17 protein-coding genes and 2 pseudogenes are annotated in these 22,142 nt (G+C 60.7%); 14 read left to right on the forward strand and 5 right to left on the reverse strand.

Features of this window, described 5'->3' with window-relative positions; genetic code table 11:
- Positions 1-250: 250 nt before the first annotated feature.
- The 3 genes from AC3WTM_RS28910 to nirB all read right to left on the reverse strand — a co-directional run bounded on the left by AC3WTM_RS28910 (position 251) and on the right by nirB (position 3,739).
- A complete protein-coding gene (locus AC3WTM_RS28910) occupies positions 251-691 on the reverse strand; it encodes a CBS domain-containing protein (RefSeq protein ID WP_102672739.1) in 441 nt (146 codons plus the stop codon).
- 100 nt (positions 692-791) lie between these two features.
- The gene (gene nirD, locus AC3WTM_RS28915; protein WP_102672738.1) at positions 792-1,178 is read right to left on the reverse strand and encodes a nitrite reductase small subunit NirD; all 387 of its coding nucleotides are present in this window, start codon (positions 1,176-1,178) and stop codon (positions 792-794) included.
- Positions 1,178-3,739: a nitrite reductase large subunit NirB gene (gene nirB / locus AC3WTM_RS28920; protein ID WP_102672740.1), complete on the reverse strand. Its 2,562-nt coding sequence runs from the start codon at positions 3,737-3,739 to the stop codon at positions 1,178-1,180. The genes nirD and nirB overlap by 1 nt, the downstream gene beginning before the upstream one ends.
- An 825-nt stretch (positions 3,740-4,564) precedes the next feature.
- On the opposite strand from nirB, the gene AC3WTM_RS28925 reads away from it, so the two are divergent.
- From AC3WTM_RS28925 to AC3WTM_RS28945, 5 genes and pseudogenes are all read left to right on the forward strand, one after another.
- On the forward strand, positions 4,565-5,671 hold the full coding sequence (locus tag AC3WTM_RS28925) for an acyltransferase family protein (protein WP_102672737.1): 1,107 nt from the start codon (positions 4,565-4,567) through the stop codon (positions 5,669-5,671).
- A 115-nt stretch (positions 5,672-5,786) separates the two neighbouring features.
- Positions 5,787-5,900, forward strand: a pseudogene (locus AC3WTM_RS28930) (lipid-binding SYLF domain-containing protein); the annotation flags it as partial.
- Between the two features lie 223 nt (positions 5,901-6,123).
- Positions 6,124-7,338, forward strand: a complete 1,215-nt coding sequence (gltS, locus tag AC3WTM_RS28935) for a sodium/glutamate symporter (protein ID WP_102672736.1) — start codon at positions 6,124-6,126, stop codon at positions 7,336-7,338.
- Positions 7,339-7,505: 167 nt separating this feature from the next.
- Positions 7,506-7,805, forward strand: coding sequence for a hypothetical protein (locus tag AC3WTM_RS28940; RefSeq protein ID WP_102672735.1), 300 nt, complete (start codon positions 7,506-7,508; stop codon positions 7,803-7,805).
- Positions 7,806-7,965: 160 nt separating this feature from the next.
- Complete coding sequence (locus tag AC3WTM_RS28945; RefSeq protein WP_102672734.1) at positions 7,966-9,705, forward strand: dipeptidase; 1,740 nt, start codon at positions 7,966-7,968, stop codon at positions 9,703-9,705.
- A gap of 157 nt (positions 9,706-9,862) precedes the next feature.
- Here the strand turns inward: AC3WTM_RS28945 and AC3WTM_RS28950 are convergent, their stop codons facing one another.
- Positions 9,863-10,207, reverse strand: a complete 345-nt coding sequence (locus AC3WTM_RS28950; protein ID WP_102672733.1) for a DUF6124 family protein — start codon at positions 10,205-10,207, stop codon at positions 9,863-9,865.
- Between the two features lie 261 nt (positions 10,208-10,468).
- Here AC3WTM_RS28950 and AC3WTM_RS28955 point away from each other — a divergent pair.
- Together AC3WTM_RS28955 and AC3WTM_RS28960 are read left to right on the forward strand one after the other, a co-directional pair.
- Positions 10,469-10,837, forward strand: a pseudogene (locus AC3WTM_RS28955) (LysR substrate-binding domain-containing protein); the annotation flags it as partial.
- A 124-nt stretch (positions 10,838-10,961) separates the two neighbouring features.
- Positions 10,962-11,399: a DUF6130 family protein gene (locus AC3WTM_RS28960; protein WP_102672732.1), complete on the forward strand. Its 438-nt coding sequence runs from the start codon at positions 10,962-10,964 to the stop codon at positions 11,397-11,399.
- Between the two features lie 152 nt (positions 11,400-11,551).
- On the opposite strand, the gene AC3WTM_RS28965 is transcribed toward AC3WTM_RS28960, so the two are convergent.
- Complete coding sequence (locus tag AC3WTM_RS28965; protein WP_102685580.1) at positions 11,552-12,529, reverse strand: LysR family transcriptional regulator; 978 nt, start codon at positions 12,527-12,529, stop codon at positions 11,552-11,554.
- A gap of 394 nt (positions 12,530-12,923) precedes the next feature.
- Between AC3WTM_RS28965 and AC3WTM_RS28970 the strand changes: the two genes are divergently transcribed.
- The 7 genes from AC3WTM_RS28970 (at position 12,924) to AC3WTM_RS29000 (ending at position 21,995) form a co-directional block, all read left to right on the forward strand.
- Positions 12,924-13,253, forward strand: coding sequence for a DUF485 domain-containing protein (locus tag AC3WTM_RS28970; RefSeq protein WP_090456027.1), 330 nt, complete (start codon positions 12,924-12,926; stop codon positions 13,251-13,253).
- On the forward strand, positions 13,250-14,899 hold the full coding sequence (locus AC3WTM_RS28975) for a cation acetate symporter (RefSeq protein WP_102672730.1): 1,650 nt from the start codon (positions 13,250-13,252) through the stop codon (positions 14,897-14,899). Before AC3WTM_RS28970 ends, AC3WTM_RS28975 begins: the two co-directional genes overlap by 4 nt.
- Before the next feature lie 173 nt (positions 14,900-15,072).
- Positions 15,073-16,323, forward strand: a complete 1,251-nt coding sequence (locus tag AC3WTM_RS28980) for an OprD family porin (RefSeq protein WP_102672729.1) — start codon at positions 15,073-15,075, stop codon at positions 16,321-16,323.
- Between the two features lie 288 nt (positions 16,324-16,611).
- Positions 16,612-18,315 (forward strand): AMP-binding protein, encoded by a 1,704-nt coding sequence (locus tag AC3WTM_RS28985; protein ID WP_102672728.1) that lies wholly within the window; start codon positions 16,612-16,614, stop codon positions 18,313-18,315.
- Positions 18,316-18,416: 101 nt separating this feature from the next.
- Entirely contained in the window at positions 18,417-19,925 is a 1,509-nt protein-coding gene (locus AC3WTM_RS28990) for a CoA-acylating methylmalonate-semialdehyde dehydrogenase (protein WP_102672727.1), read from the forward strand.
- Between the two features lie 88 nt (positions 19,926-20,013).
- On the forward strand, positions 20,014-20,904 hold the full coding sequence (gene mmsB, locus AC3WTM_RS28995) for a 3-hydroxyisobutyrate dehydrogenase (RefSeq protein WP_102672726.1): 891 nt from the start codon (positions 20,014-20,016) through the stop codon (positions 20,902-20,904).
- 2 nt (positions 20,905-20,906) lie between these two features.
- Positions 20,907-21,995: an enoyl-CoA hydratase/isomerase family protein gene (locus AC3WTM_RS29000; protein ID WP_090456036.1), complete on the forward strand. Its 1,089-nt coding sequence runs from the start codon at positions 20,907-20,909 to the stop codon at positions 21,993-21,995.
- Positions 21,996-22,142 lie beyond the last annotated feature (147 nt).

A 22,142-nucleotide genomic window follows, 5' to 3' on the forward strand; every position in this document is an offset into this window, starting at 1 on the left:
GCCGGCAGTGGCCCGTCGCCTAGTCCGACGGCGACCATCAAATCGGCCTTCGGCAAAACCGTGACGGTGCCGATAAAAGCGAACTGAGTACAACCTGGCTTTAGCAATGAGGGTCTCCTTGAGGCCCTCTTGCTACAAGCTGCTCAATCTGACCCTGTCATATGCTCCCTGATTAATTCCCGCCCGACGCCCGGCACATCTGAAAACTGCATGTGCTCACAAGCCTTCCATCCACCCTGCCCCGATCGCTTTAATGTCCGCGAATATAGTGTTCCAGTTGCCGGATCAGTTCGGCCTGCTCGACGATGGCTTCTTTAACCAGATCACCAATCGACAACAGGCCAATCAGTTGGTCGCCCTCCACCACCGGTAAATGGCGCAGGTGACTGTCGGTCATGACCGACATGCAACGCTCAATACTCTGCTGACTGTCTGCAGTCACCACGGGCGCGCTCATGATGGCCCGGACCGGTGTACCGACCGAAGAGCGTCCCTGCAGAACGACCTTGCGCGCATAGTCGCGTTCGCTGATAACGCCGACCACCTGCCCCTCCTCCATGACAGGTAGCGCACCGACATTTTTTTCGGCCATCATCTTCAACGCTTCAAGCACCGTCTGGTCTGGCGCGATGCTATGCACCCGCCGGTTCTGCACGGCCTTGAGCTTGAGCAGTTGTGCGGCTGTTTTCATACGAGCCTCGATACTGTTTGTCATTGATCATCGACTCCGCCGGAGCCTGGCATGAATCATTAATTGAATGAGCGTTCAGACCGCGTGGAAATCCATGTGATCAGGCCACCGCGACCTCCACCAGGCCTCCGTTGAGGCGCACAGGCCAAACCCGCAGACGCTGCTGCGGATACTCCAGACAACTGCCGTCCTCAAGGCGGAAATGCTGTTTGTAGAGTGGCGAGGCAATCACCAGATCGCCCTTGATGCTGCCGATCAGCCCGCGACCGATGACATTCGCCCCGGATTGCGGGTCATGATTATCGATGGCATAGAGGGTCTTGCCTTCGGCAGCCGGCAGGTAGAACAGCGCCACTTGTGCACCGTCCAGCCAGACGACGACACCGGAGTTACTCACCAGATCATCCTGGCTGCACACCGCTTGCCAGGCATCGGGATGGACCAGAGAGGAACTGGAATAGGCGCGCTGGGTATCGGACTGGCTCATCAGACAATCTCCTCAATGACAGGGATAAGGTGGAGTTCAGCGGCCATGATCGGCCGGCGCTGGCCGCGTTCCTGGACAAAATGGATGTCCGGGTCCGGGCGTTTATCGTTGACGAAGGTACGGAAGCGCTTGAGCTTTTCCGGGTCTTTAAGGGCATTGGCCCATTCGCACTCGTAGCGGTTGACCACCAGCTGCATCTGCGACTCGAGCTCATCACCCAGCCCGAGGCTGTCGTTGATGATCACGTCCTTGAGGTAGTCGAGGCCGCCTTCCAGGCTCTCGCGCCAGACCGAGGTACGCTGCAACTTGTCGGCGGTGCGGATGTAGAACATCAGGAAGCGGTCGATGTAACGAATCAGGGTCGCGTCATCGAGGTCGGTGGCAAACAGCTCGGCGTGGCGCGGGCGCATGCCGCCGTTACCGGCCACGTAGAGGTTCCAGCCTTTCTCGGTGGCGATTACGCCCACGTCCTTGCTCTGCGCCTCAGCGCACTCACGGGTGCATCCGGAGACGGCGAACTTGAGCTTGTGCGGCGAGCGCAGGCCCTTGTAGCGGTCTTCGATGGTCAGGGCCATTTGTACGCTGTCCTGTACGCCATAACGGCACCAGGTACTGCCGACACAGGACTTCACCGTCCGGGTCGATTTGCCATAGGCGTGCCCGGTTTCAAATCCCGCTTCAATCAGCTCGGCCCAGATGTCCGGCAACTGATGCAACTGAGCGCCGAACAGATCGATGCGCTGCCCGCCGGTGATTTTGGTGTAGAGATCGTATTTCTTCGCCACCACGCCAATCGCGATCAGCTTGTCCGCCGTGATCTCCCCCCCGGCGATTCGTGGCACCACCGAGTAGGTGCCGTTTTTCTGCATGTTGGCCATGAAGGTGTCGTTGGTGTCCTGCAATGGCACCAGCGTCGTGTCCATGATCGGCTGATTCCAGCACGAGGCGAGGATCGAGCCCACCGCCGGTTTGCAGACATCGCAACCGGTGTGGCCGCGGCCATGTTTGGCCAACAGCTCTTCGAAGGTGATCACTCCCTCTACCCGTACCAGCGCATAAAGCTCCTGGCGGGTGTAGGCGAAGTGTTCGCACAGGCTCTTGTCGACACTGACGCCGCGGGCAATCAGCTCATGCTCGAACACTTGCTTGAGCAGGCCGGCGCAACCGCCGCAGCCGGTGCAAGCCTTGGTCTGCGACTTGAGCTGGCCCAGGTCCGTACAGCCGCCGTCGATGGCCGAACAAATGGAGCCCTTGGTGACGTTATGACATGAGCACACCGTGGCCGACTCGGGCAGCGCACCCGGGCCCAGGGTCGGCGCGCCTTCGGAGGACGGCAGAATCAGGCTGGCCGGCTCCGACGGCAAGGCAATGGCGTTCTGCATGTATTGCAGCAGGGTGTCGTAATAACTGTTGTCACCGACCAGCACTGCACCGAGGATATGTTTGCCACTTGCATCCACCACCAGGCGGCGATAGCTGGCGTTGGTTTCGTCGATGAATTGATAGCTGCGCGCGCCCGGGGTGTTGCCGTGGGCGTCGCCGATGGAGCCGACATCTACCCCCAGCAGCTTGAGCTTGGTCGACATGTCGGCACCGGTGAACGGCTCGGCGACTTCGTTGCACAGGCGGGCCGCGACGCTGCGCGCCATCTGGTAGCCCGGTGCGACCAGGCCAAACAGGCTGCCGTTCCATGACGCGCACTCACCGATGGCGTAGATGTTCGGGTCACAACTTAGGCAAGTGTCGTCAATCACCACGCCACCGCGCGGACCGATCTCCAGCGCGCATCGACGAGCCAGCGCGTCTTGAGCGCGGATACCGGCGGAAAACACGATCAGGTCGGTTTCGAGGAATTCGTCATTGGCGAAATTCATGCGATAGCGGTACTGCTCACCCGCACTGATCGATTGCGTGGCGCGGGACAGGTGTACACCGACGCCCAATCGTTCGATCTGCGCCTTGAGCGCCTGGCCACCGAGGTCATCCAGCTGTACCGGCATCAAGCGCGGCGCGAATTCCACCACGTGGGCTTCAAGGCCCAGGCTCTTCAACGCGTTCGCGGCTTCCAGCCCCAGCAAGCCACCGCCGACCACCACGCCGCGCCGGGCATTGGCCGCAGCAGCCCGAATGGCATCGAGGTCTTCCAGGGTGCGATAGACCAGACGCGATTCACCTTCAGCGCCTTCGATTGGTGGAACAAACGGATAAGAACCGGTGGCCAGCACCAATTTGTCATACGAGACGCAACCTTGCGAGGTGACCACCTGGCGACGGGCGCGGTCGATTTCCAATACCGGCACACCCAAATGCAGCGTAACGCCGGGCGTCTGGTAAAGCGACGCATCGGACAGCGCCAGCGACTCGGCATCACGACCGGAGAAGTACTCGGAAAGATGCACACGGTCATAGGCGCGCATCGGCTCCTCACTGAAGACGTGCAGCCGGTAATGGTCAAGCGCTCCCCGCTCGATCAGCTGTTCGACACAATGATGTCCGACCATGCCATTACCGATCACGATCAGCGTTTGCATCTTGTTCAACGTGGCAACATTGGAATTCATAGAAAGCACCCAGCCCGAGCCAATCACGGTTTTAAAAGCAAAAAAAAACGCCTGAAACCTTTCGGTTCCAGGCGTCTTTGCCTGTTCTTTTGCGGTGTTCAAACCAGGCATCTATGCCTGATCCACCGATGCTGCCCACGACCTGTTCGGCCAATCGATCGTCGTTGACCGAGGGGGCTGTCCACACGAATGCGTTCCAGGTGGACCTGAAGTCAGCCTTGCAGCCTTTGTGCCAGCCAGCGACACAGAGCCTTCAACTATCTGGAAACACTGACTCTTGAGCCGGGGGGGATTGTCACGACGTTGGCGCTACCGCAGGCGATAGCGCTTTGCGGCGCTTCCGACTGGTGCACGTTGTTATGCATGGCGCTTTATAAAAGTGCATGCATGGGTCAATCCCAGGACATGGTCAGGCACCTCCTGACCGTATTGCATACCTGTAAACGTTGTCTGCGGTCGCCGTGAGGGTATTTCCCGTGCCACGTACCCGGTAGAGAGCGGATTCAATCGCGACCAACTATTTGGTAAGCGTTACAAAACGCTCCTGGCGTCTCCCTCTCCACGCGATCTGCCAACCGTGAAAATCCTTCATGGCAGAATTACACCGCGATTTCAAAGAGATAGGAAATAGCACGAGAACCAATGGAACCAGGCACTTCCTCACTTTTCACCACCCGACCCCACCACCCTCCAACGTCACGATGATTTTCAGTAATCTGCAGAAATCAAAGTGATGGCCAATTGTATGTTTTGTATCAAAGCTGTGATTTAATCGCCGCCCTCCCGACAGGCTCGACCTGCCAGACAATCGCATTGGAGTGCTTGATGCGCGCCGCACACATACAAAACCTGACAGGGCTACGGGGATTCGCTGCCTTGTCAGTCCTGCTGCTTCACATTCGATACGGTGATCTCGCCAACGCCTACGGTAGCCTGGCATTTCTCTTTCAGACGAGAGGCCTCGGAGTAGATATATTTTTTATCCTGTCTGGATTCATTCTGGCCTACGTCCACGGGAAAGACTTTGCAGACGGTGTTCGTCCAAGTGGGGCTATCAGGTTCTGGGTGGCCAGGCTTGCACGGATCTACCCTGTGCACTTGTTTATGCTGGTCATAACAGCGTTCATTCTGCCGATGCACCGCCTCTATGAATGGTCTCCAGTCGATAGTGCCTACACCTTCTACGCGAACCTGTTTCTGGTGCATGCGTGGGGCATAACTCCCGACCTGACATTCAATCAGCCTTCATGGTCAATCAGTTGCGAGTGGGCGGCATACCTGACCTTTCCATTCGTCGCCTACTTCACAAGAAAGTGGGGAAAGATTTCGTTCTCGCTCCTATTGATCGGTCTGGCACTCTATGCGCCCTACCTGCAACCGAAGTTGCTTGCCAACGGCACCTGGACCATCAAGTGCATCGTCTACTTCGTAGCCGGATACTGCACATACCAGGTATGCCATGACCTGCCGGACTCCAAACTCTGGAGAGTCATTGCAATTGCTATGGCCCCACTGATCCTGCTGATGCTCTGGGCAACCAGCATCCAGTATTACTTCGACATGGTTTTCCCGTTCCTCGTAATCGTGATGATTGCAAGTCTGTTCCGTGCGGGGCCGATTTGGGCTTATTCCAACCCAGTGTCGGTGTACTTCGGGAAGATCAGTTTCAGCCTCTACATGTGTCACATCATGGTGCTGTTTGTTGAGCGCAAGCTGTTTGGCATGATGGATCTGAAGTTTGAGATTCCCATCATCGTGGCCTTCTCGATGTTCCTGTACCACTGCATTGAAGAGCCTGCGCGGAAAGTTATCCGGATGGTGTCCGAAGGTGGTTACCGCGAGCGTCCCCAGAAAAACTTCGCCGATAGCTTCGCATTACCAACTCCAGCATCGGAGCCGGAACCGCAGAAAGAGCGCCCAACGCTGGCGTAGTAGAAGAAGGCCCATCAAGGATGCATTGGCCTTCGTTATTCAACAAAGCCCCGATTATTCGGGGCTTTGTCGTTTTCGGGGTCTGGAAAGCCCTCCACTCCCCACTTCAGGCCACAACCTGTCCAGCTCGACGCTCAAAGACGACGCCTACGCGTTTATCTTCGACCAGCAAGGGTTAATGGCGGGGGTCAGTATCGAGGGAACGAAGATTTCTCTGATCAAGCGCTGAAGTCACCGTGTGATTGGCCATCGGGAGCGTGATGGCGGCCTATGCCAACCCGGATGGGGTTTCCCCTTTAGGCTAGGCTGTCCTCACTCCTGGCGTACAGACGCACCTGATGATTGGGAAGCCATCTGGACGAGCAAGGCTGTTTCGACCGTTCATTGATCCAGGTCTAAACATTGAATGACCGAATCCTGATAATGACTTTTCAGTTTTAGGTAGGCCTTAAATGACTTCACAGCTCTTCCAGGTTCACGGCCTCGTGAGTTTTACCCTTGCCATCCTCCTGCTTTTCCTTGGCAAAACCCTCGTCCAGCACAACGCCTTTCTCCGTCAATACTGTATCCCCGAATCGGTCGTCGGCGGCTTCGTCTGTGCGGCGGTTACATCCTTGCTTTACTTTGGCCTGAATATCCAGATCGAATTCGATCTGCAAGTTCGCGACACCCTGCTGCTCTATTTCTTTGCCGGCATCGGCTTGAAGTCGGACATGCGCCAACTGCTCAAGGGCGGGCGCCCGCTGCTGATCCTGCTGTTACTCGCCGCTGTGTTCATTCTGCTGCAGAACTCGCTGGGCATGGGCGTGGCCGAGGCTTTTGGGCTTGATCCCAAGGCGGGCTTGATGGTGGGCTCCATTTCCCTCACGGGTGGGGTGGGCACGACCCTGGCCTGGGCACCACTCTTCGTCGAAAAGCTGGGCATCAGCAACGCCCACGAACTGGGCATCGCCAGCAACACTGTCGGCCTGATTGCTGCTTGCGTCATTGGCGGCCCTATCGCCAACCAGCTGATACGCCGTTATCAACTGACGCCGTCCAGGGATGCGGAGCTGGAAGTCGGCATTCTCGAGCAACAACCGAGCAAGGCGCTGGACTACTACGACGTGCTCTGGGCCTGGATGTGGCTCAACCTGACCCTGATGCTCGGCTATGGACTCAACCTGCTGCTGGTCGATGCCGGCATCACCCTGCCCAAGTTTGTCAGCTGCCTGTTCGCGGGCATCGTCATTCACCACCTCGTTCTGGCCTTTGTCGGTGACCAGCGACTGAAAACCTGGAGCGGTGCCAGCCTGGGCCTGTCGCTGATCTCCGATATCTGTCTGGGCATGTTTTTGACCATGGCCCTGATGGGGCTTCAGCTCTGGCAACTCAGCGGCGCGTTGATGTTCATTCTTTGCGCATTGACCCTGCAAATCCTGCTGACGGTCGCCTATACGTATTTTGTGGTTTTCCGTTTTATGGGGCGCAATTACGAAGCCAGCGTGATCGCTTCCGGATTCGGCGGGATTGCCCTCGGTTCCACGGCAACGGCCATCGTCAACATGTCGACCGTGACGCAAAAGTACGGCGCGGCGCACCAGGCCTTCCTGATCGTGCCGCTGGTGTGTGGCTTTTTCATTGACCTGGTCAATGCCGTGATCATCAGCATGTTCAGTGGTCTGTAGCGACCTCCGCCTGGCTCTCGGACGGCCGGGCACACCGAACCTGGGAAAGCGGACGAAAGGAGCAGCAGGATCGATGCCGCAAGGATAGGCTCAACGTAAGAGAGTGCCCCAGCCCTGATCCGGCCAGGTACGATCTCAAATGCGCCTCTTGCTACAGGGGAACCGGGATGACGGGACACACTGTGCGCCATTGCTCGTCATGGATCCTGCTATCCCTGCTCGCCGTCGATCTGGCGCTGATAGCCGGCTGTTCAGGCAAAGCCAGCACGGCTCAGCATTCTGCCCCCAGCACCGGCTCAACCTGCTATGCAAAAGCCCTCCCCACTGTCGGCGAAGGAGGCCTCGCCTGGAGCGACACCCTGGACATGGCTCGCCAGAAATCCCTGAGTAATTGCATACGTTATTCCGGCCGATCCGGCGGTACGCCAAGTACCTGCAAAGTGGTGATGGCGGAATGTAAGCATTGATAGAGCGGTTTTTCATTTCTGCGCCGCTTTTGCATTCTTGTGCGACAGATCCCACTTCAGGGGCTCCCGTTTCACACGTTCGCGGTGTTAGTTTTGAGATGTTTCTGATCAGTCGATCAGATATTTCCTACGAACCGCCTGCAAAGGAATGCCCCCAGCAATGGATTTTTCCCTCAAGCACCTGGCTGCGACCACCCTCATGCTCGCCAGCCTTTCGTCGTTCACCACCGCTGCCCACGCCAACATCACCCCGCAACAGAACGCGATCATCCTCAAGACCTTCAGTGATGCATCGGTCAAGGATTTCAGGCAGTTCCTGGGAAGCCTGGCCAAGAGCGATATCGCCAAGACCGACGACCTCGGCCCGGCCATCCGTGCCTTCCTCGACAACAAGACGCTTACTGCCGGGCAACAAAACGAAATCCATCGTTTGCTCGGCCTCTATGCCCGGGTGAAATACGGCAGCGCAGCCACCGAAACCCTGAAGGAGCTGGTGGCCATTCCGACCGTGCGCGTGGACGGTGTCGACCAGCACGACAATCCCGAATTCCTCAAGATTGCCGAGAAGATCAAGGGCCTGGCCCAGGCGTTCAACCTGAACTTTCGCAACATCGACAACCGCGTCTACGAGATCTCCCTGGAAGGCAGCGGCGATGAAGTCGTGGGCATTCACGCCCATGCCGATGTGGTGCCGGTGACGCCAGAAAACTGGGTGCTGCAGGACGGCACCCGCCTCGACCCGTTCAAGGTCACCCTGATCGGCGATCGCATGTATGGCCGCGGCACCGAGGATGACAAGAACGGCATCGTGGTGGCGCTCTACGCCATGAAGATCATCAAGGAGGAAAAACTGCCGCTGGCCCGCAACTTCAAGCTGCTGGTCGACACCACCGAAGAGACCACGGGCGACGCCATCCCCTACTACTTCGAACGCAACCCCACACCCAACTACAACCTGGCGCTGGATGGCGGCTACCCGGTGGTGATCGCCGAGAAAGGCTATGGCACGGTCATGGCCAGCTTCGCCAAGCGCACCGCGCAAGGCAAGGGCGCAGAGATCACCTCGATGACCGGCGGCCTGGCCACCAACCAGATTCCATCGACATCGGTTGCGACCCTGGTGACCGACAAGCCCGCCGATCTGGCCGCCAGCCTGCAAAAGGCCGGCACCGAGTATGCCAAGCGCAACGGCGGCAACTTCGAGGTCGCCGCCAAGGTCGACGGCAAGGACGTCAAACTGACGGTCACCGGTGTGTCCGCTCACTCCTCCGAGCCCGAGTCCGGCGTCAACCCGGTGGCCAGGATGCTCGACTTCATCAATGGTCTCGATGGCAAGGTCGCGCTCAAGCACAACCAGATCACGGACGCCGCCCGCTACGCCGCCGACAACTGGGGACTGGATTACCTGGGTGGCAAGTTGGGAGTCGGTTTTTCCGATGAATTCATGGGCCCGCTGACCACGTCCCTGACCTATGTCGGGATGGATGACAAAGCCTTCAAACTCGCGGTCAACCTGCGCGTGCCGAAGGGCAAGACGCCGGATGTGCTCAAATCCGAAATCGCCGCAAAGCTGGACGCCTGGAGCAAGAAGACCAGCATCGCACCAACCTTCGACCTGTCGATCGCCGAACCGATGTACCGCAACCCCGAGGGTGAATGGGTCAAGGCCTTGCTTGCTGTGACCAGCGAAAACCTAGGCATGGAACACAAATTCGGCACCTCCGCCGGCGCCACCTCCGTGCATGAACTGCCCAACGGCGTGCAATTCGGCCTGGCCATGCCGGACGTCAAATACACCGGTCACAACGACAACGAATTCAAGACCACCGAGCAATTCCTGCTGGACTTGCAGATCGTGACCGAAATGATGGGCCGCATCGGGCAATTGCCGAAGCTTTGACCCCCCTTCGGACCCGCCACCTTGGCGGGTCCATTGCTCCCAAATCACATGCCGGCCCCTGTAGGAGCGAGCCTGCTCGCGAAAAACCCAAAGGCGCCACGGTCCTCCGTCTGGTTTCCCGCGTCATCGTTACCCTCCATCGCGAGCAAGCTCGCTCCTACAGGTCGATTTGATCCAGCACCCGATTCGCCATGATCTCCGCCAGCATCACGCTGTTGGAAATCCCCAGCAGCGCATTGCGCGACCCACCGTCCAGGTGATCCACCAACTGATGGACCCTCACGTCGACCGACGCGAGGGTTTCGACCAGATAAACCATCAAGGTTTCGGGACTCGCCTGCGGGTCCACGGTGAACAGGGTACAGGGGATGCGCGGTGCGGCTTTGATATCGGCAATCGAGGGGATGTGAAAATCAGGGGCGGCTTCGTCGAACCTGGTTGAGTCGGGTTCAGGTGGGGAGACCGGATCGGCGTCCGGTGGGTTTGGCGTTAGCTTGAACATGATCTTCAATTCCTGAGTGATGCGATCACCACTTCGCGACTAAACGAAGGGGTGGCAGCTGTACGCAGGTTAGTCGACCGGGGAATTGAAGAAGCCGGCGCACCCGAAGGTGCCCTGCGCACAGCCACCATCAAATACAGGTGTAAATACCTGTCTGACGGACACTTCCGCCTTTAGGAGCAACATTGATGAATCCCTTGATCGCCCCATTGGTGGCCTTATCCCTCATGGCCGGGGAAACCAGCGCCCAGTCCTCCAACGGTGCGGATTTCAGCCTCCGAACATGCGGCGAACAACATCCTTTGGCCCAAGTTGTTGAAGGTGCTTCCCGACTACCCGGACATCAAGGTCGAAATCACCGTCGACTACGCCCTCTGCGACATCGTCGCTCAGCGCTACGACGCGGGCGTGCGCCTGGGCGATCAGGTGGCCAAGGACATGATTGCCGTCCCGATCAGCCCCCCGTTGCGCATCGCCGTAGTGGGGTCTGCCGAATACTTCAAACAGCGGCCGTATCCAAAAGGGCCGAGGGGGTTGGCCGCACATAATTGCATCAATTACTACCCCAATCGCCGTGAGCATTCTTCAGCGTTCGGTGTAGTGGTGGACGCTCTGCGTTACAAGCGCTGAGTCGTCCATGGTCAACATGCCTGGATGGCACGGATGAAATACGTGAGTGGTTCCAGTTTCAAATAAACACTGGGAGATACCCGGTTTGATCTAGGCTTGAATGAAACCACGCGGAAATAAAACCATGTCCCTCGCTCCCGGAAATCTATTGGCCCTGGCTTTGGGTGTCTTCTTTTGCACGGCCGTGTACGGAGAAGGGGTAGCAGACACCGATTCCCCACCGGCAATACTTCCATTGGCATCCGAGACTGCGCCAAAACTCATTGCCTACCCGCCGCTTGCCGAGCCACTTGCCCGCGGTGTTGTCATTATCCAGTATCGAACAGAACACGCCAGGATCATGCCGGTATTTGGCAAAGCAGCTGTTGAAGTATCACCACGTCTCGGTCACCTCCACGTGACGGTCGACGACTGGAAAGGCACATGGGCGCACACCAGCGAAGACCCGATCATCCTTGTTGGACTGACGCCCGGCACTCACAAGGTTCTTCTTGAAGTGGCCGACCCGACTCACAAAATCCTCACCAGTACGACAGTGAGTTTTATCGTTCCGCAAAAGTAACCGGCGGACGCTCCCCACATTGACAATGATCACGCAGTAAAACCATGACGATTGAGTGTTCATAGCTGACTGCGGCGGTGTGAGTAGCCTCTGATTTCGAAAACACATCTGACTGACTACTTCGCTTTACTTCTGACTGCACAACTCCCCCCTCAGGGTGACGGTAGATAGCCCATCACACGTGACTCACCCATCAGCAGCGGGCGATTCAGTTCCGCACAAGCACGCAAGTACTCGGCCACCAGAGTGACCCGCTTCAGCTTGCGCAGGTCCTCGCTGTAATACATCCAGAACTGCCGCGTGATCTCCACTTCACCGGGCAGCACTTCGCACAGGCGGGGATCGGGGCCGGCGAGGAAGCAAGGCAGGATCGCCAGCGCCCGCCCCTCCAGGGCTGCGTGGTAATGAGCCACCACGCTGGTGCTGCGCAGGCGACTGTTGGCGCCGGGCATCAGGTCGTTCAGGTAGAGCAGCTTGAAGCTGAAGGCCAGATCCTCGACGTAGGTCACGAACGGGTGAACGGCTAGGTCCTCGCGACAGCCAATCGTCGGATGACTGGCCAAGTACTCCGGCGTCGCATACAGACGCAGGCGGTAGTCACACAATCGCGAGCACACATAGGGACCGCGCTCGGGCCGTTCCAGGGTGATGGCGATGTCCGCCTCGCGTCGTGACAGGTTGATGAAATGCGGGACCGGCAAAATGTCCGCCGAGATATGCGGGTAGTGCTCGAGGAAGTGGCTCATCTGCGCAGTGATGAAACAGGTCCCGAAGGCTTCGGTACAACCGATGCGCAGGTGCCCGGAAAGCCCCCCGGTGGTGCCGAAAACCTGCTCGCAGGCTACCAGCAGCGTACTTTCCAGGGATTCGGCGTGGCTGACCAGACGCTGCCCCTCCACGGTCAGGACAAAACCTGCGGTTCGCGACTTCTCGAACAGCAGAGCACCCAGACACTGCTCCAGGGCGCGGATGCGCCGCGACACCGTGGTGTAGTCCACCCCCAAGCGGCGAGCTGCACCGCTGGCGGTGCGGGCACGGGCGACCTCAAGGAAGAAACGCATGTCGTCCCAGTTCAGTGGGTTCTGCGTTGTGCTTTTTTGCATATCCATCGGGCTTTTCTGCCAATACATATGGGAAATATGCACTTATATACTCGCATCTCACCCAACTTGGCCAGCGTCGTTTTCAGGCCAGGAAAGCCCCCCACCCCAATAATAAATACCGAGGGCTGACAGCATGAGCGCATGGATAAACACCGGCTTGCACGCCGGACACAAACAGCTGCGCAACAGCGCAATCGCGGCCACGGTTCTCGTCTGCCGTTGGCCCGATCCACTGCTCGCCGTGCCGCGGATCGGGCCCGCCCTCCTGCACCGCCCTCTCTCCACCGCAAGGTCATCCGGGCGGCAATAACTCCAGCACATCAGCATTCAGGTGGCGTCCCGCATCGGGTCGCTGCCCGGGTACCCGTACGCCCCTCAAAAGGCCGAACAACAAAAACAACTAGAAATGCGGAGCTGCACCATGACGACCGACCATCCGAACCACGTCCAGACCTGTGCACTGGTCAGGGCCAACCCCAAGTTCCACCGCCTCGCGCGCCAGCGTGCACTGCTGGCCTGGACGCTGAGCGGCGCGGTCCTGGCTATCTATTACAGCTTCATCATGGTGGTGGCTTTCGCCCCTGCCTGGCTACACCTGCCGCTCTACGACGGCAGCCACCTCAGCCTCGGCATGCCCATCGGCGTGACGATCATCCTGTTGTCCTGGCTACTCACCGCCTGGTACGTGCACAGCGCCAACACCCGCTTCGACGTACTCAGCTCGCAGATCCTGCAGGAGTCCCGCGCATGAAACGCCTGTCCGCCCTTCTCGCCCTCAGCCCTGTGCTGGCCCATGCCGAGCCCATCATTGCGCAGAAGCAACCGCTCAACCTGCACGCCATCGGCATGTTTTTCGTCTTCGTCCTCGCCACCCTGCTGATCACCTGGTGGGCGGCACGACGCACCCGCTCCGCCGCCGACTTCTACAGCGCCGGTGGCGGCATCACCGGCTTCCAGAATGGCCTGGCAATCGCCGGTGACTACATGTCGGCGGCAACTCTGCTGGGCCTGTCGAGCCTGGTCTTCGCCAAGGGCTACGATGGCTTCGTCTACATCATCGGCTTCTTCGTCGGCTGGCCCATCGTCACCTTCCTGATGGCCGAGCGCTTGCGCAACCTGGGGCGCTACACTTTCGCCGACATCGTCTCCTACCGCCTCGATCAAACCCGCGTGCGCAGCTTCGCCGCCCTCGGATCGCTGACCGTGGTGTGCTGCTATCTGGTGGTGCAGATGGTCGGTGCCGGTCAACTGATCAAACTGCTGTTCGGTCTCGATTACCGCACGGCGGTGGTGGTAGTCGGACTGCTGATGCTGGTCTATGTCATCTTCGGCGGCATGCTCGCCACCACATGGGTACAGATCACCAAGGCGGTCCTGCTCCTGGCGGGCGGCACGACCCTGGTGCTGATGGCCCTGAGTCGCTTCGATTTCAGCTTCGAGACGCTGGCCGCCCAGGCTGTGGCCGTGCATGCCAGCGGCGTGCAGATCATGGGCCCGGGCACCTTGCTGGCCGACCCGATCAACGCGGTGTCCCTATCCCTTGGACTGGTCTTCGGCATTGCCGGCCTGCCGCACATCCTGATGCGCTTCTTCACGGTGCCCAATGCCAAGGAAGCGCGTAAATCCGTACTGTTCGCCACGGTGTTCATCGGTTTCTTCTTCCTGGTGGTCTGCGTCCTGGGCTATACCGCCATCGTCATTGTCGGCACCGATCCTCAGTACTACGTCGATGGCAAGCTCGGCGGGGCCATGATTGGCGGCAGCAACATGGTGGCCATGCACCTGGCGAAGGCGGTGGGTGGCAATCTGTTTCTCGGTTTCCTCTCTGCCGTGGCTTTCGCCACCATTCTCGCAGTGGTGGCTGGCCTGGCCCTGGCCGGTGCCTCGGCCATCTCCCATGACCTTTACGCTTCGGTATTGAAGAAGGGCTGCGCCGACGAGAAACAGGAAATGCGCGTGTCGCGCATCGCCACCATCTGCCTGGGCATCGTTGCGATTGCCCTCGGCATTCTATTCGAAGGCCAGAACATCGCCTTCCTGGTCGGCCTGACGTTCGGCATCGCCGCTTCGGCGAATTTCCCGGTACTGATCATGGCCATGTACTGGGGCGGCTTGACCACCCGCGGTGCCCTCTATGGCGGCCTGACCGGTCTGGTCAGCGCACTGGCCCTGGTGATCGGCTCGCCGTCGGTGTGGGTCGGCGTACTGGGGCATGCCCAGGCGCTCTTCCCTTACGACCAGCCGGCGCTGTTCTCCATGCCACTGGCCTTCCTGGTCATAGTGGTCGCTTCCAGGCTTGACCGCAGCGAACGCGCCGACCGCGAGCGCGCCGCCTATGCCGACCAGTTCGTCCGTGCCCAGACCGGCCTTGGAGCTGCCATGGCCAGCAGTCACTGACGCTGCTTTTTCCGGGGCTGACGCCCCGAGCGCGAGTCCGCTCCTTTGCTTCGCGCTTTTTTACGCCCGACCTGCGCCGCTCGGCGCGGGACACCCCAGAAGCGCCCCTCCCTCGCCAACGCCAAGCGGCGCGGGAGCGGCTCGTCGACAACAAAAACAACAAAAGGCAACCAATGAAACCCACCACCCTCACCCTGTTCCTGGCCGGCACGGGCCTCGCCGCACAGGCTCACGCCGATTTCTTCGCAGACAGCACGGCCAGGCTGGAAACGCGCAACTTCTATTTCAACCGCGACTTTCGCCAGGCCAATGCCGCCCAGTCCAAGCAAGAAGAATGGGCCCAGGGTTTCCTGCTGCGCTACGAATCGGGCTATACCGACGGCATGATCGGCGTCGGTATCGACGCTCTTGGCCAGCTCGGCGTCAAGCTCGATTCCAGTCCTGATCGCTCCGGCTCCGGCCTGCTCAAGCGCGACAGCCAGCCGCCCAAGCGCGCCAAGGACGAGTATGGCGAACTGGGCCTGACGGCCAAGTTCAAAGCGTCCAACAGCGTGCTCAAGCTCGGCACCCTGACCCCGAAGTTGCCGGTACTGCTGGCCAATGACTCGCGCCTGTTGCCGCAAACATTTCGCGGTGGCCAGTTGAACGTCCAGGAGATCAAAGGCCTGAGCGTCGATGCCGGGCGTGTGGATCGGGTCAACCAGCGCGACTCCTCGGACTACGAGAAAATGGCGATCACCACCACCGGCGCCAAAGGCATTGTCAGTGGCCAGGCCCGCAGTGACGCCTTCAATTTCGCCGGCCTTGCCTACCAGTGGAACGACCGGCTGAACACGGGCTACAACTACGGCGGCCTGGACGACTTCTACCACCAACACCAGTTCAGTCTGGTCCACGTGCTGCCGCTGGGCCCAGGCCAGACGCTCAAGAGCGACCTGCGCTACGCCCGCTCCACCGACGACGGTAACAGCAACATCGACAACAACGCCTTCGGCGCCATGTTCACCTATGCCCTCGGCGGCCATGCCTTTGGTCTGGGCTACCAACGCATGAGTGGCGACACCGGCTTTGCCTACGTCAATGGCAGCGACGCCTACCTGGTCAACTTCGTGCAGATCAACGACTTCGCCAACAAGGACGAGCGTTCCTGGCAGGCGCGCTACGACTACAACTTCGCGGCGCTCGGCATTCCCGGCCTGACCTTCATGACCCGCTACCTGGCCGGCGACAGCATCGATCTGGGCGCCCGCAGGCCTGAGGGAAGCGAATGGGAGCGCGACACCGACATCGGCTACGTGGTGCAGAGCGGCCCGCTGAAAAACCTCGGTCTGAAGTGGCGCAACGCTACGGTGCGCACCGCCCACTTCGGTAACGATCTTGACGAGAACCGCCTGATCCTCAGCTATACCCTGGCGCTCTGGTAAGCCCCCGCACAAGGCGGGTGCCGCTCACATCGCTTGACGGTGCGGGCAGCACCCGCCTTGTGCATTTCTGGCGCATCAGGGATGCCGCCAGCCTGTGTTTTTTTGCACAACGCACGGGACTTTTTGAGCATTCTTATTTGATTTATGCCTGCCTATACTCGATTCAACCGCTTGGTCATGAACCAGGTCAGTCCCAATAAAAATAAACAGGGCACCCACCGTGAAGCCATCCTTGCTTGCCGTCGTCTCCCCACGTTCAGGTACCCGCGCGCGTCTCGGGAGACTCCAATGAACAACAACTGCCAACCTTTCCTCGCCGCCCGAGACTTCCTGCTGGAACACCGCACCGATTACGCCACAGCTGTGCGTGATTTCCGCTGGCCACAGTTGACCGAGTTCAACTGGGCTCTGGATTACTTTGACGCCATGGCCGAGGGCAACCAGGCCAATGCCCTGTGGATCGTCGAAGAGGACGGCAGCGAACAACGCTACAGCTTCCAGCAGCTGGCCACGCGCTCCAACCAGGTGGCCAATCACCTGCGTGCCCTGGGCGTGCGCCGCGGAGAGCGCATCCTGCTGATGCTCGGTAACGACATCGCCCTGTGGGAAACCATGCTGGCTGCCTTCAAGCTCGGCGCCGTGGTCATCCCCGCCACCGCCCTGCTGACCCCCGATGACCTGCGCGACCGCATCGAGCGTGGCCAGGTTCGCCACCTGGTAGTCGGTAGCGCCCATGTCGACAAGTTCGTCGGGCTGGGTGAAGGCTGCAGCCGCATCTGCGTTGGTCCGTCCCCCGCCGGCTGGACCCCACACAGCGCCGCCAGCGAACATTCCGAGCAGTTCGAAACCGAGGGCCGCACGCTGGCCACCGACCCGATGCTGCTGTACTTCACCTCCGGCACCACCTCCAAGCCGAAGATGGTGCTGCACAGTCACCAGAGTTACCCGGTCGGCCACCTCTCGACCATGTACTGGATCGGTCTGCAGCCGGGCGACCTGCACCTGAACATTTCGTCCCCGGGCTGGGCCAAGCACGCCTGGAGTTGCCTCTTCGCACCATGGAATGCCGGTGCCTGCATCTTTATCCACAACACCGCACGCTTCAGCGCGCAAGCCCTGCTCGGCGTGCTGGAACGCTACGGCGTCACCAGCCTGTGCGCGCCGCCTACCGTGTGGCGCATGCTGATCCAGGAAGACCTGGCCAGCTACAAGACACGCCTGCGCCTGCGCGAACTGGTGGGCGCCGGTGAGCCGCTCAACCCGGAGATCATCGAGCAGATCCTGCACGCCTGGGGCCTGTTGCTGCGCGACGGTTTCGGCCAGTCGGAAACCACCGCCCTGGTCGGCAACACGCCTGGCCAGCGGCTCAAGCCGGGGTCCATGGGCCGTCCGCTGCCGGGCTACCGGGTGACCATGCTCGACCCTGATGGCTTGCCGGGTAACGAAGGCGAAGTGGCCCTGCCGCTGGACGTGCGCCCGCTCGGCCTGATGCTGTGCTACGAGGACAGCCCGGAAAAGACCGCCGAAGTGATGCGCGACGGCTACTACCGCACCGGCGACACCGCGCAGATCGACGAAGAGGGCTACATCACCTTCGTCGGCCGCGCCGACGACGTGTTCAAGGCTTCCGACTACCGCATCAGCCCCTTCGAGCTGGAAAGCGCGCTGATCGAGCACCCGGCGGTGATGGAAGTGGCCGTGGTGCCAAGCCCCGATCCGGTGCGCCTGGCAGTGCCCAAGGCCTATCTGATCCTGGCCCATGAAGCCCAGGGCAGCCACGAACTGGCCGGCAGCATCTTCGCGTTCGCCCGCGAGCACCTGGCGCCCTACAAGCGGGTACGGCGCATCGAATTTGTCAGCGAGCTGCCCAAGACCATCTCCGGGAAGATCCGCCGGGTGGAACTGCGGCAAATGGAAACGCAGCGCCGCCAGGGCGACGCACGTGGCCCGCAGGAATACTTCGAAGAAGACTTCCCGCAACTCAAGGGCTGAACCCAGGCCGGTACGCCGGCCCTTCTGAATCCAAATCCGACCGCTCGGCCATCCAGGCCGAGTGGCTTAACTCGACCCAAAGAAAGTAGGCAGAACTGAAAATGACCTCTTCCAGCATTCCAAGCGTCAAGCTTCTCATCAACGGCGAATTCGTCGAATCGCGCACAACCCAGTGGCGTGACGTGGTCAACCCGGCCACCCAGGAAGTCCTCGCCCGCGTCCCCTTCGCCACCGCCGAGGAAATGAACGCCGCCGTCGCCAGCGCCAAGCAAGCCTTCAAGACCTGGCGCAAGACCCCGATCGGTACCCGTTCCCGTGTCTTCCTCAAGTACCAGCAACTGATCCGCGAGAACATCAAGGAACTGGCCGCCCTGCTCACCGCCGAGCAAGGCAAGACCCTGCCTGATGCCGAAGGTGACGTGTTCCGCGGCCTGGAAGTGGTCGAGCACGCCGCCAGCATCGGCAACCTGCAGATGGGCGAACTCGCCAACAACGTGGCCAACGGCGTCGACACCTACACCCTGCTGCAACCGCTGGGCGTGTGCGCCGGCATCACCCCGTTCAACTTCCCGGCGATGATCCCGCTATGGATGTTCCCGATGGCCATTGCCACCGGCAACACCTTCGTCCTCAAGCCGTCCGAGCAGGACCCGCTGGTGACCATGCGCCTGGTGGAACTGGCGCTGGAAGCCGGTGTACCCAAGGGTGTACTCAACGTCATCCACGGCGGCGTCGACGCAGTGAACCTGATCTGCGACCACCCGGATATCAAGGCCGTGTCCTTCGTCGGCTCGACCAAGGTCGGCACCCATGTCTACAACCGCGCCACCCAGAACGGCAAGCGCGCGCAATGCATGATGGGCGCGAAAAACCATGCCATCGTCCTGCCCGATGCCAACCGGCAGCAGACCCTGAACAACCTGCTGGGCGCCTCCTTCGGCGCCGCCGGCCAGCGCTGCATGGCTCTGCCCGTGGTGATCCTGGTCGGTGAAGCGCAGGCGTGGCTACCGGACCTGATTGAGCGAACCAAGACCCTCAAGATCAACGGTGGCACCGAGCCAGGCACCGACATCGGCCCGGTGATTTCCTGCGCCGCCCTGGATCGCGTCAACGGCCTGATCGCCAGCGGCATCGAAGAAGGTGCAAAGCTTGAACTGGATGGGCGCAACCCGAGCGTGCCGGGCTACCAGGACGGTAACTTCGTCGGCCCGACCATTTTCTCCGGCGTCACGGCGCAAATGTCCGTGTACCGCGAAGAGATCTTCGGCCCGGTGCTGTGCGTCATGCACGCCGCCAACCTGGATGAGGCAATCGAGATCATCAACGCCAACCCGAACGGCAACGGCACTGCCCTGTTCACCCGTTCCGGCGCTGCCGCGCGTCACTTCCAGGAAGAAATCGACGTCGGCCAGGTCGGCATCAACGTGCCAATCCCGGTACCGGTCCCGCTGTTCTCCTTCTCCGGTTCGCGCGCCTCCAAGCTGGGCGACCTGGGTCCCTACGGCAAGCAAGTGGTGACCTTCTACACCCAGACCAAGACGATCACCCAGCGCTGGTTCGACGAGGACGACACCAGCGGCGCGGTGAACACCACCATCACCCTGAAATGACCTTTGCCGGCCGGCGCCTTGCGTCGGCCGACGACAAGCGCGCGCAGATTTCCTGCGCCACTGCCCCCTATCGTAAAAGGTAGCCAACATGCATATCGGATTTCTCGGCCTCGGCAACATGGGCGGCCCAATGGCCCGTAACCTGCTCAAGGCTGGCCACAGCCTGACCGTCTTTGATCCCTTCCCCCAGGCGGTCGCCGCCCTGGTGGAGGCCGGCGCCAGCGCCGCCGACTCGCCCGCCGCCGTGGCCAAGACCAGGGTCGAGGTGATCATCACCATGCTGCCGACCGCCGAACACGTGAAGCAGGTCTATCGCGGCAAGGACGGCCTGCTGGCCAATATCGGCCCGGGCGTGTTGCTTATCGACAGTTCGACCATCGACCCGCTGAGCACCCGCGAAGTGGCCAAATATGCCCTTGCCCAAGGCAACCCGATGCTCGACGCGCCGGTATCCGGCGGCACCGGCGGCGCGGCGGCAGGCACCCTGACCTTTATGGTCGGTGGCCCGGACAGTGTGTTCGACCAGGCCCTGCCGATCCTCTCGGCCATGGGCAAGAACATCGTGCACTGCGGCGCAGCCGGCAACGGCCAAGTGGCCAAGATCGCCAACAACATGCTGCTCGGCATCTCCATGGTCGGCGTCGCCGAAGCCATGGCCCTGGGTGTGGCCCTGGGCATGGAAGCCAAGGTACTGGCCGGGATCATCAATACCTCCAGCGGTCGCTGCTGGAGCTCGGAGGTCAACAATCCGTTCCCGGGTGTACTGGAAAACGCGCCGGCCTCACGCGGCTACAGCGGCGGCTTTGGCAGCGACCTGATGCTCAAGGATCTGGGCCTGGCCACCGAAGCGGCCAGGCACGCGCGTCAACCGGTCGCGCTCGGTGCTGTAGCCCAGCAGCTGTACCAGACCTTCAGCCTGCAAGGTAATGGCGGCCTGGACTTCTCCGCCATCATCCAACTGTTCCGCGGGGAAGCCTGAGCATGAGCGAGCAGCAAGCCCCGGTGCTGGCCAGCGTACGCAACCGCGTCGGCCACCTGACACTGAATCGGCCAAGCGCGTTGAACACCCTGGACCTGCCCATGGTGCGCCTGCTATGTCGGCACCTGTGGGCTTGGGAACAGGACCCGCAGATCGTCGCCGTGACCATTCGCGGCGCCGGTGAAAAGGCCTTCTGCGCCGGCGGCGACATTCGCATGCTGTACGACAGCTACAAGGCCGGCGACAACCAGCACGAGCTGTTCCTCGAGCAAGAGTATGCCCTCGACGAATACCTGCATGGTTACACCAAGCCCGTGCTGGCGCTGCTCGATGGTTTCGTCCTCGGCGGCGGCATGGGCCTGGCCCAGGCCGCCTCGCTGCGGGTGATCACCGAGCGCACGCGGATGGGCATGCCGGAAGTCGGCATCGGCTTTTTCCCCGATGTCGGTGGCAGCTATTTCCTGCCGCGCCTGCCGGGGGAACTGGGAACCTATCTGGGCATCACCGGCTGCCAGGTGCGTGCCGCCGATGCCCTCTATGCGAACCTTGCCGACTACTACCTGCCCAGCGAACGGCTGGCCGAGCTGGATGCCTGTCTGGACCACCTGAACTGGACCGCTGCGCCCGACGAAGACTTGCAGGACCTGCTTGCCGACATGGCTACAGAGCGTCTTGCCGGATCCGAGCTCAAGGCCTGTCGCCAGGCGATCGACGAGTATTTCGCCTTGCCCGATGTCCCGGCCATTCGTACCGCGCTGCAGCGTGAACAACGCCCCGAGCTGCAAGACTGGGCCGAGCAAACGGTGAAACTGCTCGACAGCCGCTCGCCACTGGCGATGGCCACGACGCTTGAGTTGTTGCGCCGTGGTCGTTACCTGAGCCTGGCCGAGTGCTTCGCTCTGGAGTTGCACCTGGACTACCAGTGGTTCGACAAGGGCGACCTGATGGAGGGTGTGCGCGCCCTGATCATCGACAAGGACAAGCGCCCACGCTGGAACCCGCCAACCCTGGCAGAGCTGGAACCTGCCCGGGTGCAGGCCTTCTTCAACGAGTTTCAACGCGCCTGCGGCAAGCCCGTACGCACCGCCTGATCGGCAGGAGACTTTGCAATGCACGATATCGAATTGACCGAAGAACAACGCATGATCCGCGACATGGCGCGGGGGGGGGGGGGGGGGGGGGGGGGGGGGGGGGGGGGGGGGGGGGGGGGGGGGGGGGGGGGGGGGGGGGGGGGGGGG

The sequence above is a fragment of the Pseudomonas sp. EU05-FHT14B02 genome, from assembly GCF_058791055.1.

Excerpts from the sequence above, each read along its gene's own strand:
- AC3WTM_RS28910 (WP_102672739.1), bottom strand. The coding sequence starts at position 691 with ATGAAAACAGCCGCACAACTGCTCAAGCTCAAGGCCGTGCAGAACCGG.
- nirD (WP_102672738.1), bottom strand. The coding sequence starts at position 1,178 with ATGAGCCAGTCCGATACCCAGCGCGCCTATTCCAGTTCCTCTCTGGTC.
- nirB (WP_102672740.1), bottom strand. The coding sequence starts at position 3,739 with ATGAATTCCAATGTTGCCACGTTGAACAAGATGCAAACGCTGATCGTG.
- AC3WTM_RS28925 (WP_102672737.1), top strand. The coding sequence starts at position 4,565 with ATGCGCGCCGCACACATACAAAACCTGACAGGGCTACGGGGATTCGCT.
- gltS (WP_102672736.1), top strand. The coding sequence starts at position 6,124 with ATGACTTCACAGCTCTTCCAGGTTCACGGCCTCGTGAGTTTTACCCTT.
- AC3WTM_RS28940 (WP_102672735.1), top strand. The coding sequence starts at position 7,506 with ATGACGGGACACACTGTGCGCCATTGCTCGTCATGGATCCTGCTATCC.
- AC3WTM_RS28945 (WP_102672734.1), top strand. The coding sequence starts at position 7,966 with ATGGATTTTTCCCTCAAGCACCTGGCTGCGACCACCCTCATGCTCGCC.
- AC3WTM_RS28950 (WP_102672733.1), bottom strand. The coding sequence starts at position 10,207 with ATGTTCAAGCTAACGCCAAACCCACCGGACGCCGATCCGGTCTCCCCA.
- AC3WTM_RS28960 (WP_102672732.1), top strand. The coding sequence starts at position 10,962 with ATGTCCCTCGCTCCCGGAAATCTATTGGCCCTGGCTTTGGGTGTCTTC.
- AC3WTM_RS28965 (WP_102685580.1), bottom strand. The coding sequence starts at position 12,529 with ATGTATTGGCAGAAAAGCCCGATGGATATGCAAAAAAGCACAACGCAG.
- AC3WTM_RS28970 (WP_090456027.1), top strand. The coding sequence starts at position 12,924 with ATGACGACCGACCATCCGAACCACGTCCAGACCTGTGCACTGGTCAGG.
- AC3WTM_RS28975 (WP_102672730.1), top strand. The coding sequence starts at position 13,250 with ATGAAACGCCTGTCCGCCCTTCTCGCCCTCAGCCCTGTGCTGGCCCAT.
- AC3WTM_RS28980 (WP_102672729.1), top strand. The coding sequence starts at position 15,073 with ATGAAACCCACCACCCTCACCCTGTTCCTGGCCGGCACGGGCCTCGCC.
- AC3WTM_RS28985 (WP_102672728.1), top strand. The coding sequence starts at position 16,612 with ATGAACAACAACTGCCAACCTTTCCTCGCCGCCCGAGACTTCCTGCTG.
- AC3WTM_RS28990 (WP_102672727.1), top strand. The coding sequence starts at position 18,417 with ATGACCTCTTCCAGCATTCCAAGCGTCAAGCTTCTCATCAACGGCGAA.
- mmsB (WP_102672726.1), top strand. The coding sequence starts at position 20,014 with ATGCATATCGGATTTCTCGGCCTCGGCAACATGGGCGGCCCAATGGCC.
- AC3WTM_RS29000 (WP_090456036.1), top strand. The coding sequence starts at position 20,907 with ATGAGCGAGCAGCAAGCCCCGGTGCTGGCCAGCGTACGCAACCGCGTC.